The sequence below is a fragment of the Burkholderia sp. THE68 genome, from assembly GCF_009938265.1.
GTDB lineage: Bacteria > Pseudomonadota > Gammaproteobacteria > Burkholderiales > Burkholderiaceae > Caballeronia.
In genome coordinates this window covers 180,318-197,416 of record NZ_AP022319.1, presented here as the reverse complement: position 1 = coordinate 197,416, position 17,099 = coordinate 180,318, and the positions used below count along the sequence as shown (strand labels likewise).

17 protein-coding genes are annotated in these 17,099 nt (G+C 64.9%); 7 read left to right on the top strand and 10 right to left on the bottom strand.

Annotation, left to right across the window (positions count from 1 at the left end; genetic code table 11):
* Nucleotides 1-580: 580 nt before the first annotated feature.
* Nucleotides 581-1,336, top strand: a complete 756-nt coding sequence (locus tag BTHE68_RS29690; protein WP_162069882.1) for a FadR/GntR family transcriptional regulator — start codon at nucleotides 581-583, stop codon at nucleotides 1,334-1,336.
* Nucleotides 1,337-1,549: 213 nt separating this feature from the next.
* Complete coding sequence (locus BTHE68_RS29685; protein ID WP_162069881.1) at nucleotides 1,550-2,506, top strand: sulfonate ABC transporter substrate-binding protein; 957 nt, start codon at nucleotides 1,550-1,552, stop codon at nucleotides 2,504-2,506.
* Between the two features lie 33 nt (nucleotides 2,507-2,539).
* Here the strand turns inward: BTHE68_RS29685 and BTHE68_RS29680 are convergent, their stop codons facing one another.
* On the bottom strand, nucleotides 2,540-3,733 hold the full coding sequence (locus tag BTHE68_RS29680) for a porin (RefSeq protein WP_162069880.1): 1,194 nt from the start codon (nucleotides 3,731-3,733) through the stop codon (nucleotides 2,540-2,542).
* A gap of 268 nt (nucleotides 3,734-4,001) precedes the next feature.
* Here BTHE68_RS29680 and BTHE68_RS29675 point away from each other — a divergent pair, with 268 nt between their 5' ends.
* Nucleotides 4,002-4,226, top strand: coding sequence for a hypothetical protein (locus BTHE68_RS29675; protein WP_162069879.1), 225 nt, complete (start codon nucleotides 4,002-4,004; stop codon nucleotides 4,224-4,226).
* A gap of 15 nt (nucleotides 4,227-4,241) precedes the next feature.
* Here the strand turns inward: BTHE68_RS29675 and BTHE68_RS29670 are convergent, their stop codons facing one another.
* Nucleotides 4,242-5,231, bottom strand: coding sequence for a sulfonate ABC transporter substrate-binding protein (locus BTHE68_RS29670; RefSeq protein WP_162069878.1), 990 nt, complete (start codon nucleotides 5,229-5,231; stop codon nucleotides 4,242-4,244).
* Between the two features lie 220 nt (nucleotides 5,232-5,451).
* On the opposite strand from BTHE68_RS29670, the gene BTHE68_RS29665 reads away from it, so the two are divergent.
* From BTHE68_RS29665 to BTHE68_RS29650, 4 genes are all read left to right on the top strand, one after another.
* Entirely contained in the window at nucleotides 5,452-5,646 is a 195-nt protein-coding gene (locus BTHE68_RS29665) for a hypothetical protein (protein ID WP_162069733.1), read from the top strand.
* Between the two features lie 106 nt (nucleotides 5,647-5,752).
* Complete coding sequence (ssuD, locus tag BTHE68_RS29660; RefSeq protein WP_162070910.1) at nucleotides 5,753-6,880, top strand: FMNH2-dependent alkanesulfonate monooxygenase; 1,128 nt, start codon at nucleotides 5,753-5,755, stop codon at nucleotides 6,878-6,880.
* Nucleotides 6,881-6,913: 33 nt separating this feature from the next.
* Nucleotides 6,914-7,135 carry a hypothetical protein gene (locus BTHE68_RS29655; RefSeq protein WP_162069877.1) on the top strand — a complete coding sequence of 74 codons (222 nt, stop codon included), beginning with the start codon at nucleotides 6,914-6,916 and terminating at the stop codon, nucleotides 7,133-7,135.
* Between the two features lie 136 nt (nucleotides 7,136-7,271).
* Entirely contained in the window at nucleotides 7,272-8,600 is a 1,329-nt protein-coding gene (locus tag BTHE68_RS29650; RefSeq protein ID WP_162069876.1) for an LLM class flavin-dependent oxidoreductase, read from the top strand.
* 3 nt (nucleotides 8,601-8,603) lie between these two features.
* Here the strand turns inward: BTHE68_RS29650 and BTHE68_RS29645 are convergent, their stop codons facing one another.
* From BTHE68_RS29645 to BTHE68_RS29610, 8 genes are read right to left on the bottom strand one after another with little or no spacing between them, the layout of a single operon-like run.
* Nucleotides 8,604-9,800, bottom strand: a complete 1,197-nt coding sequence (locus BTHE68_RS29645) for an acyl-CoA dehydrogenase family protein (RefSeq protein ID WP_162069875.1) — start codon at nucleotides 9,798-9,800, stop codon at nucleotides 8,604-8,606.
* A 23-nt stretch (nucleotides 9,801-9,823) separates the two neighbouring features.
* Entirely contained in the window at nucleotides 9,824-11,194 is a 1,371-nt protein-coding gene (locus tag BTHE68_RS29640) for an LLM class flavin-dependent oxidoreductase (protein ID WP_162069874.1), read from the bottom strand.
* The gene (locus tag BTHE68_RS29635) at nucleotides 11,191-12,030 is read right to left on the bottom strand and encodes a TauD/TfdA dioxygenase family protein (protein WP_162069873.1); all 840 of its coding nucleotides are present in this window, start codon (nucleotides 12,028-12,030) and stop codon (nucleotides 11,191-11,193) included. Before BTHE68_RS29635 ends, BTHE68_RS29640 begins: the two co-directional genes overlap by 4 nt.
* Nucleotides 12,023-13,414, bottom strand: coding sequence for an LLM class flavin-dependent oxidoreductase (locus tag BTHE68_RS29630; protein WP_162069872.1), 1,392 nt, complete (start codon nucleotides 13,412-13,414; stop codon nucleotides 12,023-12,025). Before BTHE68_RS29630 ends, BTHE68_RS29635 begins: the two co-directional genes overlap by 8 nt.
* 3 nt (nucleotides 13,415-13,417) lie before the next feature.
* Nucleotides 13,418-14,395, bottom strand: a complete 978-nt coding sequence (locus BTHE68_RS29625) for an ABC transporter ATP-binding protein (RefSeq protein WP_162069871.1) — start codon at nucleotides 14,393-14,395, stop codon at nucleotides 13,418-13,420.
* Complete coding sequence (locus BTHE68_RS29620) at nucleotides 14,392-15,387, bottom strand: ABC transporter ATP-binding protein (RefSeq protein WP_162069870.1); 996 nt, start codon at nucleotides 15,385-15,387, stop codon at nucleotides 14,392-14,394. Before BTHE68_RS29620 ends, BTHE68_RS29625 begins: the two co-directional genes overlap by 4 nt.
* The gene (locus tag BTHE68_RS29615; RefSeq protein WP_162069869.1) at nucleotides 15,384-16,181 is read right to left on the bottom strand and encodes an ABC transporter permease; all 798 of its coding nucleotides are present in this window, start codon (nucleotides 16,179-16,181) and stop codon (nucleotides 15,384-15,386) included. Before BTHE68_RS29615 ends, BTHE68_RS29620 begins: the two co-directional genes overlap by 4 nt.
* Nucleotides 16,178-17,098 carry an ABC transporter permease gene (locus tag BTHE68_RS29610; RefSeq protein WP_162069868.1) on the bottom strand — a complete coding sequence of 307 codons (921 nt, stop codon included), beginning with the start codon at nucleotides 17,096-17,098 and terminating at the stop codon, nucleotides 16,178-16,180. The genes BTHE68_RS29615 and BTHE68_RS29610 overlap by 4 nt, the downstream gene beginning before the upstream one ends.
* Nucleotide 17,099: the final 1 nt, after the last annotated feature.

The following is a 17,099-nucleotide window of genomic DNA, read 5'->3' as shown; positions in this document are numbered from 1 at the left end:
CCAACTCGATGCTGCGCTTCAGTATCGCCGCGAATCCGGCGAATGTGAATACGGAGATGCACCGGCTGCCGCCTGATTCAATGAGCGAGACGCGCGAGAGGCGCAAGCCGCGTGGTGTAGCGCATAGACACGCGCGGCGACGAGCCGGTGAACCGCTGATTCTGGCCCGCGAGTGCGCGAGAAGATGGCGAATCCAACGGATGCGGACATGGATTCGCGAGCCGGACGATGAAGCGAACCTGCATTGTTCAAGATGGACTGCCGCCGTCTGCGTGCGGCGGATGCCGTCTGACGGCGCGGTTTCACTTCATGCTGTACTTCAACTTTACGCCGCAACAGACGGTTTATCAACGGTTTGTTTTGTCCCTAATCGCATGATTTCGCAGGGGTTTTCCAGCATGGCCAAATCGGCCGGGTGTGTAGCCGGACCGAGGCCGATTCAATAACGCCAGTAAAGCGAGTGCTGCTTCTAAATGACCCATGCGCGCCGCCGCATATTTCGATCTGAAATCGATAGTCATCGTACAAGCTGTGCCGCGCCCTATAATTGCTCATCGAGCACACCAAGACCGGCCCTTCAATGTCACAAGCCCTCGCGTCCGGCGCGCTTCGCCGCTCTCGCAATCTCACCGAAGAAGTCGTCGCCGAGTTGTCCGAGCGGATTCGCAGCGGCGCGCTGCAACCCGGCGACAAGCTGCCGACGGAATCGGAAATCATGGCCCAGCTGGGCGTGAGCCGAACGGTCGTGCGCGAGTCCATTTCGCGGTTGCAGGCGGCGCGGCTGGTGCAGACGCGTCACGGCATCGGCACTTTCGTGCTCGAAGCGGGCGATCAGGAACGCTTCCAGATCGAAGCCGCGGGCGATCTCACGGTGCGCGACGTGATGGCGATCCTCGAGTTGCGCATCAGTCTCGAAGCGGAGGCGGCCGGACTCGCCGCCATGCGACGCACCGATGAAAACCTCGCGCAGATGCGCCGCGCGCTCGATGAATTCGAGCGGCTCATCGATGCGGGCGAGGGCAACGCCGTCGTCGCCGATGTCGCGTTCCATCTCGAACTCGCCAAGGCCACCGGCAACCGCTATTTCCACAGCATTCTGAGTCAACTGGGCAACACCATCATTCCGCGCACGCGCGTCAATTCGGCGGCGCTCGCACATAACGATCCGGGCAGCTATCTCGATCGCGTGAATCGCGAGCACGAAGACATCTACGATGCCATCGAGCGACGCGATCCCGAGGCGGCGCGCGCGGCCATGCGGATGCATCTGTCGAACAGCCGCGAGCGCTTGCGGCGCGCGCACGAAGCGTCGTCGAAGACGCAGGACGCGATTTAACGTAGAAAAACACGCGGCGTATCGTCGCGTAGCGAAAAAAATACTTAGTAAAGCGAATAAGTTCGCTCGTAGCCGATGCGTTCTGATCTGCGCTTCTTAGCTTAGCTCGAAAGATCATTTTGCCGTTGCCGACGCGCGGGATAGCATGGCTCGCCCTCCGCGCGGCGGGCCGCGCACGGCTTCACTCTCACTGATCACCACGGACGCTTTACCATGAATCGAACGACCTCGCGGGGCCGCCGGACCTTCCTCGCCACGCTTCCCGCCGCTTTGGCCGGCATCGCCTTGCCGTCATGGGCGAAGTTCGCCGACGATCAGTTTCGCATCGGCTATCAGAAGGCTGCGAGCACGCTCGTGCTGCTCAAGGCGAAAGGCACGCTTGAGAAGCGGCTCGCGCCGCTGGGCGTGAAGGTCACCTGGACCGAGTTTCCGGCGGGGCCGCAGTTGCTCGAAGGCCTGAACGTCGGCGCGATCGACTTCGGCTATGTGGGCGAGGCGCCGCCCGTGTTCGCGCAGGCCGCGGGCGCGGATTTCGTCTATACGGCCTACGAGGTGCCGACGCCGCGCGCGGAAGGCGTGGTCGTCGCGAAGGATTCGCCCATCAGGACGGTCGCCGATCTGAAAGGCAAGAAGGTCGCCTTCAATCGCGGTTCGGACGTGCACTGGTTCATCATCGCGCTGTTGCGCAAGCACGGCCTCGATTATGGCGATATCCAGCCGGCTTATCTCGCACCAGCCGATGCCCGCGCGGCGCTGGAGCGCCAGGCAATCGACGCCTGGGCGATCTGGGACCCGTTCCTCGCCGCAGCGCAGTCGCAAGGCAATGCGCGATTGCTGGCCGATGCGCAAGGCGTCGCCAGCCATCATCAGTTCTTTCTCAGCCAGCGCGAGTATGCGCAAAAGCGCAAGGACGTCATCGTCATCACGATGGACGAACTCGGCAAGGAAGGGCAGTGGATCAGACAGAACGTCGGGGCCGCCGCCGCGCAACTCGCACCGATTCAGGGGCTCGACGCCGCCACGATCCAGACCGGCCTGCAGCATTACGAACACGTTTACCGGCCCATCGACGCGGCCGTGCTGGACGAGCAGCAACGCATCGCCGATACGTTCCACGAACTCAAGCTGATCCCGCGCAAGATCACGACGAAGGACGCGGTGCTGGCGTGAGCCGTGGGTTCGCCCGTCACTAAGCGGTTAGTGTCAGAAGCGCACGCGCACGCCGCCGAAAGCCGCGACCTGCCGGTTCGTCGATGAAGGCGTGCCGGCGTCCGCGATCGCCGCGATCTTTTGATAACCGCTGCCCACGCGCGTGGACGCATCGCCCGATGCAAGCTGATACACAGCGGAAAGATACAGATCGGTGCGCTTCGAGAGCACGTAGTCGAGGCCGAGCGTGAACTGATGCCAACGCGGCTTGAGCGTCGCGCCGCCGCTGCCGGGCAGGCTGCTCGCGCGGCCGTCGGTGAACGTGTAGACGCCGACGAGCGTCGTCACTGGCGTCAGGTTGTAGCGCGCGTTGACATCGTAGTTGTTGAACTTTCGCGATGAGCCGTCGTTGTAATCGAGCTGCGTGTGGCTGAACGCGAAGCCGAGTGTCGCGACGCCGCCGAGCGCGTAGTTCGCGCCCGCAACGGCAATCTGCTGACGCGCCACGCCGCCGTTGAGGCCGTAGAAGAACGCGCCGCTGTAATCATCGCCGGTCGTGGTCGATGCGCCGCCTACCGCGCCGGCGGTGTTCGATGCGACGTTCGGATGATCGAGCAGCACATAGCCGCCGCCGGCCGAGAGCGGGCCGTTCACGTAGTTCGCCGCCACACCCCATGCCCGGTTGTTGCCGAAGCCCGAGCCCGCGCCGCTGTTGGCCTGATTGCTGAACGCATACACTGCATCGACGGTGAACCCGGCAATCGTGTCGCTGCGGAACTTCACGGCATTGTTGATGCGGAAGGTCTGGTTCAGATTGTCGTTGTCGCCGACGTGCGTGGCCGGCGACCAGAAGCCCGGGCCAGCATACGCGGCGACCAGATCCGTGTTCGGATCGTATTGACGTCCGAAGGTGAGCGTGCCCACGCCGGTCTTCGCGATGCCCACGAACGCCTGTCGCCCGAATTCGCGGCCGCCCTGTGCAAGCGGGCCGTCGTTCACGCGAAAGCCGCTTTCGAGCGTGAAGACCGTCCTGTAACCGCCACCCAGATCCTCGACGCCCTTCAGACCCCAGCGGCTGCCGTTGAGCTTGCCGCTCGTCGCCTGAAAGTTGTGCGCGCCCCGTTGATTGTTCGTATAGGCGATACCCGCATCGATGAGCCCGTACAGCGTCACCGAGCTTTGTGCCTGCACGATGCCCGGAAGGGTGACCAGAATGCCGGTAGCGCCGGCGAGTGCGACTCGTTTCATTGACTTCCTTATACGTGTTAACCACGAGTTTTTGGGGAAGCCGATCTTACGGTCGCGCTTACTGAAGTCGAACGATCGATTTCTCATGTGTAATCGTTCGATGCAGTCATTTGTAATCCGAACAATCCATGCGATGCATCGCAATTCACGCAGCGCGACGTGATGATCAACTGACGCCGTCGCTGATTAGCTTTCGTCAAAGCATTGGTTGGTGAAGCATGCGCAGGCCCCTAGCATTGAACGCCTGGGACGATATTGGGAAACCCTCATGCGATACAAGGGATATGACGTGGCGCCGTCCGCGCATGCATTGCCGAGCGGCCTGTACGCCGCGAATCTGATCATCGAGAGCGGCACACCGGCGAGTCGCGCATCGCATACGTTCGATGCGCTCGACTACTTTTTCGAAGCCGATCACGCCATCGCGTACGCGGCCCGCTGGGCCCGGCTATGGATCGATCAGCGCGGCAAGTCCGGGCGCGCCGGCGGTTGAGCCGGCGCACGCGCTTCAGGCGAGATCTGGTGGCGCGGCCTTGAGCACATCGACATGCCTCGGTATCAGCCCGAGTTCGACGAACGTATCGGCGATCTGCTGCTGTTCGCCGATGATGCTGCGTGTGATGGCCTCGGTGCCGAACACCTGCCGGCTCACCGCAAGCTCGACGACCGGCTTCGGCAAGCCCCACAGCCGCGCGAGCTCGCTCGCGAGTTCGTCGGGATGCTGCTTGCCCCATTGATCGACCGCCTTGATTTCCTCGATAACGATGCGAATCACATCGGGATTCTTCGCCACATAACTCTGCGATGAAAAGTAATACGCGCGATTGCCGACGACGCCGCTCGCATCCGCCACGATGCGGGCATTCAGCGTCTTCTGCGCGGCGGCGAAAAACGGGTCCCAGATGACCCACGCATCGATGGAGCCGCGCTCGAACGCAGCGCGCGCATCGGCGGGAGCGAGAAAGGCCAGTTCGACGTCGCCATATCGAAGACCATGCTGATGCAGCAGCTTCGCGAGAAAGTAGTGAACGTTGCTGCCCTTGTTCAGAGCCACGCGTTTGCCCTTCAGATCCGCCACGCTCTTGATGGACGATTGCGCAGGCACGATCACGGCTTCGGAGCGCGGCCGCGCCGGTGTCGCCGCGACGTAGGCGAGGGGCGCGCCCGCGGCCTGCGCGAAGATGGGCGGCGCTTCCCCGACATCGCCGAAATCGATGGAGCCGACGTTGAGCGCTTCCAGTTGCACCGGCCCGGCGGAGAACTCCGTCCAGCTAACCGATGCGTTGAGCGGGGCCAGCCGTTTCTCCAGCGTGCCGCGTCCCTTGAGCAGGTTCAGATAGCCTTTCTGGTTGCCGACACGAAGCACGCGCGCTTGTCCCGGCGCGCCCTGTTGCGCGAACGATGCGGGCATCGCGGCGAATGCGGCGGCGCTCGCCGCGGCGCGAACGGAGAAGGACAGGAAAGCGCGACGGTCGGCGGTTGTTCTGCTTTTTGACATGACAGGAATCGGGAGTTTTCGAGGAGCTCAGATGCTAGAGCGAAGGCTCCTTGGGACCAACGTAGTAATGGAGATAACGCTATCGCAATCGGCGTCATATGCTTGTGCTTCGCACAGGCGCTGCACATGATCCGAGTGGAATGCATCGCAGAAAAGCTCGTTTGTGAATCCACTCGCAGCGGCCTAGATTGGAGCCTTCATGTACTGAAGGAAGCGACCCATGCCGCAATTGCTCACGCATTACTGGCGCATTCGCGAAGTCCGGCGCGCGATGAACCCATGCGCCTGCGAGACGCCTGGCCGCCATGAAGAGGCAAGCTGCGCGGAGCGGCTGGAATACATCGCGTTGTTCGCTCAGGCCGGGTACTTCAACATGGGCACTGCGGTCGATCTGTTCCAGCCGCCGCCATTCTGAAGCGTCTCTTAGCGCCTGCGCGCATATCCTTATCTGCATTCGATGGTTAGCCGGTCATCCGCGCGTCGCTAGACTCGGCGCGGTTCACGCTGCTTCGGAGTGCATGATGAGTCTCGATGTCTTCTGGTTCCTGCCCACATCGGGCGATACGCGCTATCTCGGCGCGTCCGATTTCGGCCGTGCGCCGACCAACGCCTATATGCGGCAGATCGCCGTCGCCGCCGATGAACTCGGCTACGACGGCCTGTTGATTCCCACCGGCAGCAGTTGCCTCGATCCGTGGGTGACCGCCGCGAGTCTCGCGCCTGTTACGCGCCGCATCAAGCTGCTGGTCGCGTTGCGCACTTCGCTCGGCAATGTCACGGCGTCGGCGCGTCAGGCCGCCACCCTCGACGAGGCGCTCGGCGGCCGGCTGCTGCTCAACGTCGTGCCGGGAGGCGATGCGACCGAACTCGCCGCCGATGGCGTCTTTCTCGATCACGAAGCGCGCTACGAATACGCGGACGAATTTCTCGGCGTATGGCGCAGGCTCTTCACGGGCGAAACGATCGATTTCGAGGGCAAGCACGTGCGCGTGAAAGGCGCGAAAAACTTCCACGAACCCGTGCAGAAGCCGTATCCGCCACTGTATTTCGGCGGTTCGTCGGAGGCGGCGCACGAGATCGCGGCCGAGCACGTCGATACCTATCTCACCTGGGGCGAGCCGCCCGCCGCCGTCGCCGCGAAATTCGCCGATGTGCGCGAGCGCGCCGCGCGCCGTGGCCGCACGCTGCGCTGCGGCGTGCGCCTGCACGTGATCGTGCGCGAGACCAGCGACGAAGCGTGGGCCGCCGCCGATTCGCTGATCAGCCGTCTCACCGACGAAGACATCACACAATCGCAACAGAACTTCGCGAAGATGGACTCGGTTGGCCAGCGCCGCATGGCGGAACTGCACGGCGGCCGGCGCGACCGGCTTGAAATCAGCCCGAACCTTTGGGCGGGCGTCGGGCTCGTGCGCGGCGGCGCCGGCACGGCTCTGGTCGGCGACGCACAGACAGTGGCGGCTCGCCTGCGGGAATATACGGAGGCGGGCGCTGACAGCTTCGTGCTGTCGGGGTATCCGCATCTGGAGGAGGCGTATCGCTTCGCGGAGCTGGTGTTCCCGCTCCTGCCCGGTAAGGGGCGCGTCACGACCGGCGCGCGGCAGACGGGCGGCGCCTTCGATATTCGCGCGGGTCACGGCCCGCGTTAAAGGGCGGCGTCTGCCGCCGTCACGGAGGTAGGGATGAAGATGGCGCACCGGATCAGTTCATCGACGACAGGGCCCGCTTGGGAACTGGTGTTCGGCGCGATCATGACGGCGCTCGGCGTGGCGCTCTGGTGCTACGGCAGGCTGGCGTGGCGCGATACGGTCGACCAGTCGCTCGGCGTCGCGGCCTTGCTGATCGGCGTCTTCATCTCGGTGTACGCCGCCCATGAAATCCTGCGCGGACGTCGGGGAAGGTAGCGGAAATACTGCGGCGCGCAGGTAGAAGGGCGCCGCACATGACATCGGGCGATATCGATATGCCCGGACATTCGAGCGCGTTTTCGCGAGTTGGGGTACCTTGGCGCGACCTGCCATTCGTTCTCCAGCCGACGCGATGCCACACCCCCGACAACTCCATCTCGGTGCGTTCATGCGCCCGGTCAGCCTGCACACCGGCGCGTGGCGCTATCCGGGGGCGTACCCCGACGCCAACTTCAATTTCAGGCATCTGAAGCGTTTCGTGCAGACGCTGGAGAAAGCCTGCTTCGATGCGTTCTTCATGGCCGATCATCTCGCCGTGCTCAACATGCCGGTGAACGCGCTCAAGCGCAGCCATACCGCGACATCGTTCGAGCCGTTCACGCTACTTTCGGCGCTCGCCTCGGTGACCGAACGCATCGGGCTGGTGGCGACGGCGTCGACCACGTTCGACGAGCCTTATCACATCGCGCGACGCTTCGCTTCGCTCGATCACCTGAGCGAAGGGCGTGCGGGCTGGAACCTCGTCACGACATCCAATCCCGACGCCGCGCGCAACTTCGGCCGCGAAGAGCATATGGAACACGACGAGCGCTATCGGCGCGCGCGCGAGTTCTACGATGTCGTCACGGGCCTCTGGGACAGCTGGGCCGACGACGCCTTCGTGCGCGACACGCAAAGCGGCCTGTTCTTCGATCCGGACAAGCTGCACGTGCTCGATCACAAGGGTGACTATCTGTCCGTGCGCGGGCCGCTGAACGTCGCGCGGCCGGTGCAGGGCTGGCCGGTGGTGGTGCAGGCGGGATCGTCGGAAGCAGGCAAGCAGCTCGCCGCCGAAACCGCCGACGCCGTGTTCACCGCGCAGCCGAATCTCGCGGCAGGCAAGCGCTTCTATGCCGATGTCAAAGGCCGCATGGAACGCCTCGGACGCGCGCGCGAGCATCTGAAGATCCTGCCGGGCGCGTTCGTCGTGGTGGGCGATTCGCACGGCGAAGCGCAGGAGAAGCGCGCGCTGCTCGACACGTTCGTGCACGACGACAGCGGCTTCGCATCGCTGTCGATCGCGCTCGGCCACGATGTTTCATCGTTCGATCCCGACGGCCCCTTGCCCGAGATTCCCGAAACGAATGCAAGCAAGAGCGCGCGCGACCGCGTGATCGACATGGCGCGCGCCGAAGGGCTCACCGTCCGCGAACTGGCGCAGCGCGTCGGCGGCTATTCCGGCTTGCAGATGGTCGGAACCGCGACGGAGATCGCTGACGAAATGGAGCAGTGGCTTGTCGAGGAAGGCAGCGACGGATTCAACGTGATGTTCCCGTTCCTGCCCGAGGGACTCGACGATTTCGCCACGAAGGTGGTGCCCGAGTTGCAGCGGCGCGGCATCTTCCGGCGAGCCTATGAGGGCGCGACGCTGCGCGAGCATCTCGGCCTGCCGAGGCCCGCCAACCGCTTCTTCGAAGGCTAGCGCTTAAAACGTGCGCCCTTCGACCAGATGCGTCTTCACGCCATTGAGCATGTAGTCGCCGACGACCTTCGCCTTGTGATGCAGCGGGTTGTGGCTGAAGATCGTGCGCAGATTGCGCCAGTGGCGGTCGAAGTTATGCTTGCGCGACGTCGCCGACGCGCCGCCCGCATCGAACAGCCGCTCGCCCGCCTGCAACGCGAGCCTGCCGACGACGATCTGCGTGCGCGCGGTTGCGAGCGCGCCTTGCAGCACGAGTTCGTCCGCATCGGGATCGCCGCGCAGAATCGCATCCGATGACACGCCGAGCGTGCGCGCGTTCTCGCGCACCAGCACGTCGATGGTATGGCTCAGCGCCGACAATTCGCCGACGACCTGCTGGATGAACACATCCTCGCGCGCGCTCGGCGCGGTGGAGTGCATCACGGGGCGGCCATGCGCGGTCACGTAGCCGCGCGCATCGGCAACGATGCTGCGCACGATGCCCGCCGCCACCGCCACGAGATGCAGTTGCCGATACGCACCGCCATGCCGTCCGATAAGCGAGCCGTAGCCTTTCTCGGTCACTTCGTGCGCATCGACGCGGACGTTGTCGAACACCGTGCTGCCGCTCGCGGTCATGCGCTGGCCCATGCCGTCCCAGTCGTCGAGCACCTGGACGCCTTCGGCGCGCACCGGAACGATCGCCGTGACGCCTTTGCCGTTTTCATCGACGAGGTTGGTGCGAACGAAGTCTGCATACGCGGTGCCCGTGGTGTAGTACTTCTTTCCCGTCACGCGGAAGTGGTCGCCTTCGCGTCGCAGCACGGTTTCGATCTCACCCGCGCGCGCCGTGCCCTGTTCGCCCGATGCGCCACCGAACAGCGCCCCTTCGACGATGCGGCTCACTTGCCGGTCGTGAAAGGGCGTGGCTGGCGCGAGCCGCAATGATTCGACCACGTCGAAATGCACGCGCAGCGCATGCGCCACGTTCGATTCGGCGGCGGCCAGCGTGGTGACGACATGAATCGCGTCTTCGAGCGTGCCGCCGAGACCGCCGCGCTCGACGGGAATGCGCAACGCGCCGAGACCGGAGCGGCGGAACGCATCGAAGGCCGCGAACGGCAATTCGCGGCGGATTTCGCGCTGTGCGGCGTCGACGCCGATTTCTTCGGCCAGCGCGGGAAGGGCGGCCAGTGCCTTGTGATACGGGGTCGTGCTCATGATTTTGGTTTGCGAGAGAAAAGTTATCGGCGAAATGCCGCGCCGGGATGACGCTCGTTCAGACGGCCATTCGCGCCGCCGAGCTTTTCGCGCAAGGTGCCCGGGGCATAGGCGGTCTTGTAGCGGCCGCGCGCCTGCAACTCCGGCACGATGAAATCCGCGAAATCTTCGTAGGCTTCGGGCGTGACTGCGTAACTCAGGTTGAAGCCGTCGATATCCGTTTCATCGACCCAGTCTTCGAGCGCGTTCGCGACTTCATCGGGCGCGCCGATGAAGACCGGGCCGCGCCCGCCGATCGCGTTGTGCAGCGCAAGCTCGCGCACCGTCCACACGCGCTCCGGATCGAGCTTCGTGAAGCCTTCGAGCGCGGAGGAGGTGCCGGCGTCGAGCTGCATGTAGCGGATCGGTTCGTCGGGGTCGTAGGTCGAGAAGTCGATGCCGGTCCAGCCCGAGAACATCGCGAGCGCGGCCTCGGGCGTCACGTAGCGGCGATAGTCCTCGTACTTGTCGCGCGCTTCCTTCGACGTGCGGCCGGTGATGACGGTCGCCATCGTGAAGAACTGGATATCGCGTGCATCGCGTCCGGCTCTCACCGCCTCGGCGCGCGTGCCCGCGACGACCGGCGTGAGCACCTTCTTGCTCGGCCCGCTCAGATAGATGCCTTCGGCGTGACGCCCCGCGAAGCGCTGCCCGCGCGCCGACGATCCCGCCTGGAACAGCACCGGTGTGCGCTGCGGCGAAGGCTCGGTCATGTGGATGCCGTGCACCCTGAAGTACCGGCCCTCATGTTCGACGCGATGCACCTTCGACGGATCGGCGAAGATGCCCGTGGCGGTATCGCGCACGCTCGCGCCGTCTTCCCAGCTGTTTTCCCACAGCTTGTAGACGACGTCCATGTACTCGTCGGCGATGTCGTAGCGTTCGTCGCGCGAGGCCACGCCATCCTTGCCGAGCACTTTCACGCTGCTCTGCGCGAAGCCTGTCACAATGTTCCAGCCGATGCGCCCGCGCGTCAGATGATCGAGCGTCGACATTCGGCGCGCGAATACGTAGGGCGGTTCGTGATTGGCGTTGCTCGTCACGCACAGGCCGAGATCGCGCGTGGCGTATGCCATCGCGGAGAGCGCCATCACCGGGTCCTGCTTGGGCACCTGCGCGCCGTGACGCAATGCGGTGTCGATGCTGCCGCCGTACACGTCATTGACGCCGATGCTGTCGGCCATGAAAAGCGAATCGATCAGCCCGCGCTCCAGCGTGCGCGCCAGGTCGACCCAGTAGTCGAGCGTGTTGTATTCCAGCGAGCGGTCGCGCGGATGCCGCCACATGCCCGGCGAATGATGCACCGGACTGCGCAGCGCGAACGCGTTGACGCGAATCTGCTTCGGCTTGCTCATAGAAAAGGCTTGTCCCCGTTGATGGTCACGCGAAAGCCCGAGCGCACGTCCGGGTAGTAGTCCCACACGGCCAGATGCTGCACGGCGCGGTTGTCCCAGAAGGCGATCGAATGCGGCTCCCAACGAAAGCGCACCTGGAATTCGGGCGACGCGAAGCGTTCGAACAGCAGACGCAAAATGCCTTCGCTTTCGGCTGCGGGCACGCCGTCGATATGGGTCGTGAAGTTCGAATTCACGAAGATGCCCTTGCGGCCCGTTTCCGGATGCGTGCGTACGACCGGATGCGATGCCCTCGGAAACGTCTTGCCGCTATCGTCGATGCCGCGCAGCCGGTTGCGTTGCCGATACGTCGGCTCGCCGTCGTGCGTGGCGCTCAGTCCTTCGAGATAGGTCCGCAGACCCAGCGACAGCGATTCATACACCGCGTACGAGCTGGAAAAGAGCGTGTCGCCGCCGTGCGCGGGCAGCGTGTGCAGATGGAGGATGCTGCCCATCGGCGGTTGTTCGTCGCATGAGACATCGGAATGCCAGCGGTCGCCTGCGATGCGCTTCGTGGTCGCATCGCTATGGATTTGCAGGATTTCCGGATAGCCGTCCGGGCCGGGACTGTTCGGATGCACATGCAGCGTGCCGAAGTGCCGGCCGAGCGCGAGATGCTGATCGAGCGTGATCGGTTGATCGCGAAAGAAGATGACCTGATGCGCGAGCAGCGCGCGACGCACATCGTTCACCTGTTCGGGCGCGAGCGGCCGCGTCAGATCGATGCCGCCGATCAGCGCGCCGATATGGCGCGTCAACGGCTGCACGGTGATGGTTTCGTAAGCGGTATCAAGCATGGTCGGGTTCCTCGATAGTAGCGGCGCGATGGGTAGCGGCGGGATGCGGCGCGGACAGATGCGCTTGCCCTTCGCCGTAGAGCTTTTCCCGCAACGTGCCCGCGCGATAGTCCTGCTTGTAGACGCCGCGACGCCGCAACTCCGGCACCACGAGATCGACGAAATCCTCGTGCGTGCCCGGCAACAGCGCGTGGCTGAGATTGAAACCGTCGACGCCGGTCTGCGCCTTCCAGCTTTCGAGCGCATCGGCGACTTCCGTCGGCGAGCCGATGAACACCGGCCCCTTGCCGCCGATCGCATTGAAAATCGCCAGCTCGCCGATGGTCCACACGCGCTCGGGATCGGCCACGGTGAACGCTTCGATCGCTGACTGCATGCCTTCGCTCTTCACGTAGCGCAACGGATCGTCGGGGCTGTACTTCGACAGATCGATGCCGCTCCAGCGCGAGAACAGCGCAAGCGCGCCTTCGAGACTCACGTGGCGCTGGATGTCCTGCCATTTCGCCTGCGCTTCTTCCGACGTCGGCGCGACGATCACGGTTGCGAGCGAGAAGAACAGCACCGAGGCCGGATCGCGTCCGAGCGCGGCGGCGCGTGCGCGCACGTCGGCGACATCGCGCGCCACCAGTTGCGCGGTCGGCGAACTGAGAAACACGCATTCGGCGTGACGCGCGGCGAAGTCCTTGCCGCGATTCGACGTGCCTGCCTGATAGAGCAGCGGCGTGCGCTGCGGCGAAGGCTCGGCGTAGTGCGTGCCCTGCATCGAGAAGAAGCGGCCTTCGTGGCGGATTTCATGCACGCGCGCCGGGTCCGCGAACACGCGCGTCTCGCGGTCGCGCACCGCCGCGCCGTCCTGCCAGCTTTCTTCCCACAGCCGATAGACGATCTCCATGTACTCGTCGGCGAGGTCATAGCGCTCGTCGTGCGGACGCGCGTCGGGCTGGCCGATCGCACGCGAGCCGCTTTGTCCGAAGCTCGTCACGATGTTCCAGCCGATGCGCCCGCGCGTCAGATGATCGAGCGTCGACATGCGGCGCGCGAACAGGAACGGCGCTTCGTAGCTCACGCTGCTCGTCACCGCGAAGCCGAGATGCTCGGTGACCTGCGCCATGGCGGAGACGAGCAATAGCGGATCGAGACGCGGAAACTGCAAACCCCAGCGCACGCCGGCAGCGTTCGAGCCGCCATAGACGTCGTACTGGCTGATGCCATCGGCGAAGAAAAGTGCGTCGTAGCCGCCGCGCTCGGCCGTGCGCGCGAGATCGGTCCATAGCGACAGCGAGTTGTAGTCGAGCGCACGGTCGCGCGGATGCGCCCATAGTCCGGGCGACAGATGCGTCGGCGCGAAGGCCAGGAATGCGTTGATGCGAATCTCTTTGGACATGGCTCAAGCCTTCGATGTGATCGGGAAATGACATGTCACGCGATGCGTGGCCGAAAAACGCTGCACGGGCGGCGTATTGACGCGGCAGACATCGCGCGCGGCGGGGCAGCGCGTGTGAAACACGCATCCGGCAGGCGGCGCGAGCGGCGATGGAATCTCGCCGCTTATCACGTGCACACCGGCCTGCACGTCGGGCGCATCGGGTCCGGACGCGGCGATCAGCGCATGCGTGTACGGGTGCGCCGCGCGCTCGACGATATCGTCACGCGTGCCTTGCTCCATGAAGCGGCCGAGATAGAGCACGCCGATATGGCTGCTCATGAAGGCGACCACCGCGAGATCGTGCGAGATCAGCAGATAGGAGAGGCCGAGCGCATCCTGAAGATCCTTAAGCAGGTTGAGCACTTGCGCCTGAATCGATACGTCGAGCGCGGACACCGGTTCGTCGAGCACGAGAATTTCCGGCTCCAGCACGAGCGCGCGCGCAATCGCCACGCGCTGGCGCTGGCCGCCGCTCAGCTCGCCCGGACGGCGGCGCTTGAACTCCGCGGGCAGGCCGACTTGCGCGAGAAGTTCATCGAGACGCTTGTGCAAGGCATCGCGCGCGAAGCCGCTTTTCTGGATGCGCAACGGTTCGAGCACGATATCGCCGACGTTCATCTGCGGATCGAGCGAGCCGAACGGGTCCTGCAGCACCGCCTGCACCGCGCGTTGCCGCCAGCGCCGGTCGGCGTCGCCCGTGGTCTTGCCGAACACGCGCGCGCCGAAGCGCACTTCGCCGCGCGTCGGCTCGTCGGCGCCGAGGATGATTTTCGCGAGCGTCGACTTGCCCGATCCGGATTCGCCTACCAACCCGAACGTGCCGCCGCTCGGCAGGGCGAAAGAGGCGTCTTCCACCGCGCGCAGCATTTTTGATCTGGCGAACAGACCGCCGCGCACGGGAAAGGCGCGCCCGATGTTCGACACGTCGAGAGCGTTCATGATGTGGCCGTCGCGAGAAGAGAGTCGGCGGTCTGCGGGTCCGGTTCCGGATGCCAGCACGCGACGCCGCGATGCGTATCGATTGCACGCGTCGCCGGATACGCGCTCAGGCAATCGGCTTGCGCGCGCGGGCAGCGCGGCGCGAAGCGACATCCTTGTGCGATGCTGCCGGCCAGAGGCGGCTGACCCGGAATGACGGTAAGCCGATGTTGCCGCTCGCGCAGACGCGGCACCGCGCCGAGCAGGCCTTTCGTATACGGGTGACGCGGCCGCGCGAACACGTCGCCGACCGGCCCCTGCTCGATGATGCGGCCCGCGTACATCACGGCGACATCGTCGCAATAGCGGCGCACGAGATGCAGATCGTGCGTGACGAGCACGATCGCCGTGCCGCGTTCGGCCTGTACTTCGCGCAGCAGATCGAGGATCTGCAGGCGCACGGTGACATCGAGCGCGGTCGTCGGTTCGTCGGCGATCAGGAGACGCGGATTGCATGCGAGGTTCATCGCGATCGCCACGCGCTGACGCATGCCGCCGCTCAACTGATGCGGATAGCTGTTCAGGCGGCTTTCCGGTGCGGGAATGCGTACGCGCCGCAGCAACTCGATCGCGCGCGCCTCGCGTTCCTTGCGGCTCGTGACGCCGTCGCGATAGCGGAACATCTCCGTGATCTGCCGGCCGATCGTGAGCAGCGGGTTGAGCGAGGTCATCGGGTCCTGAAGGATCATGCCGATCTCGCGCCCACGCAGCGCGTTCAGTTCGGCGGGCGTCTTCGCGCGCAGATCGTCGCCATCGAGCAGGATGCGGCCGCCGCTCACCTGCACGCCGCGCGGCGGCAGGCCCAGCACCGACAGACACGTCACGCTCTTGCCCGAGCCGGATTCGCCGACGAGGCCGAGCGTGCGTCCGGCGCGCACGGCGAAGCTGACGCCATCGACGAGCCGCGCGTGTTCCGTCTCGACGACGAGGTCATGAACGGTCAACACGTTCATCGCAGCACTCCATCGCCACGTTGCAGGGATTCGCCGATGCGATTGCTCGACAGCACCGTCGCGATCAGCACCAGCCCCGGCAGTGCAGAGAGCCACCATGCGGTATCGAGATAGTTGCGACCTTCCGCGATCATCCCGCCCCACGACGGATCGGGCGGCTGCACGCCGAGGCCCACGAAGCTCAGCGCCGCTTCCATGAAGATCACGAGACCGATGTCGAGCGTCAGCAGCACGGCGAAGGTATTGCGCACATTGGGCAGCAGATGGCGCATCACGACATGCAGCGGCGTCGCGCCGGCGAGCTTCGCGATCAGGATGAAGTCGCGCTCGCGCAGGCTCAGCGCCTCGGCGCGGATGATGCGCGCGAAACGTCCCCAGTTCGCGAGCGTCACCACGATGACGATGTTCGTCATGCTCGGCCCGCAGATGCCGACGATCAGCATCGCGAGAAATACGGGCGGCAACGCGTATTGCGCATCGACGATACGCATGAGCGCGGCATCGAAACGTCCGCCTAGGTATGCGGACAGCAGGCCCGCGATCGCGCCGAAGAACCCCGCGAGCAACACCGCGCAGAACGCGATAGCGAGCGAGATGCGCCCGCCGTAGAGCGTGCGCGTAAAGACGTCGCGGCCCATCTGGTCGGTGCCGAACCAGTGGTGCCAGGTCGGCGACTGGAACGTGGCCGACAGATCGATCGCATTCGGATCGACGTTCGAGAGCAGCGGCGCGAACGCCGACGCCGCGACGATCGCGACGAGCAGGCCGCCGAATAGAAGGGATCGCGTGCTCATCGCTGGTACCGGATGCGTGGATCGACGAGCGCATAGAGCACGTCGACCGCGAGATTGATCGAGACGAACAGCAGCACCGACACGATCACGGCGGCCTGCACCACGGTGAAATCGAGCGTGCTGATGGCTTCGACCATCAGGCTGCCGAAGCCGGGCCACGAAAACACCGTTTCGATGGCGACCGCGCCGCCGATCAGCACGCCGAACTGCGATGCCGCGAACGCGACGATCGGCAGCGCCGCATTGCGCAGCGCATGCGTGCCGATCACCACATGCGCGGGCAGCCCCTTGATGCGCGCCATGCGGATGTAATCGGCTTCGAGCACGGTGAGCATGTTGGCGCGCGTGAGCCGGGCGATGCCCGCGGCGGAATACCACGCGAGCGCGCATACCGGCAGGATCAGATGACGCCATGTGCCGTGGCCGCCGGTCGGCAGCCAGCCCCATTGCACCGAGAAAAGACGGATCAGCAGCAACGCGACGAAGAAGGGCGGCGCGGCCTGCCCGAGCACCGCAAAAAGCGACGCGAGCCGGTCGATCCAGCTTCCCCGCCGCACCGCCGACGCGACGCCCAGCGACAAGCCGATGGCCAGTGCGAGCGTCAGCGAAATGCCGACCAGCAACAGGCTCGATGCGAGCCGGCTCAGCGCCATCGAGAGCGCGGGCGCGCCGAAGTGGAACGAGTTGCCCATGTCGCCGCGCAGCACGCCCGCCAGAAAGCGGGCGTATTGCAGCGGGACGGGATCGGCGAGACCCAGTTGCTCGCGAAAGAGCTGACGGTCGGCTTCGGTCGCCTCGGGCGGCATCAGCAGATAGGCGGGATCGCCCACCAGGCGCACCAGCACGAAGATCAGCACCGACATCAGCCACACCGTGAGCAGGGCAGAACCGACGCGGCGCAGGAGATAGGCGGGCATC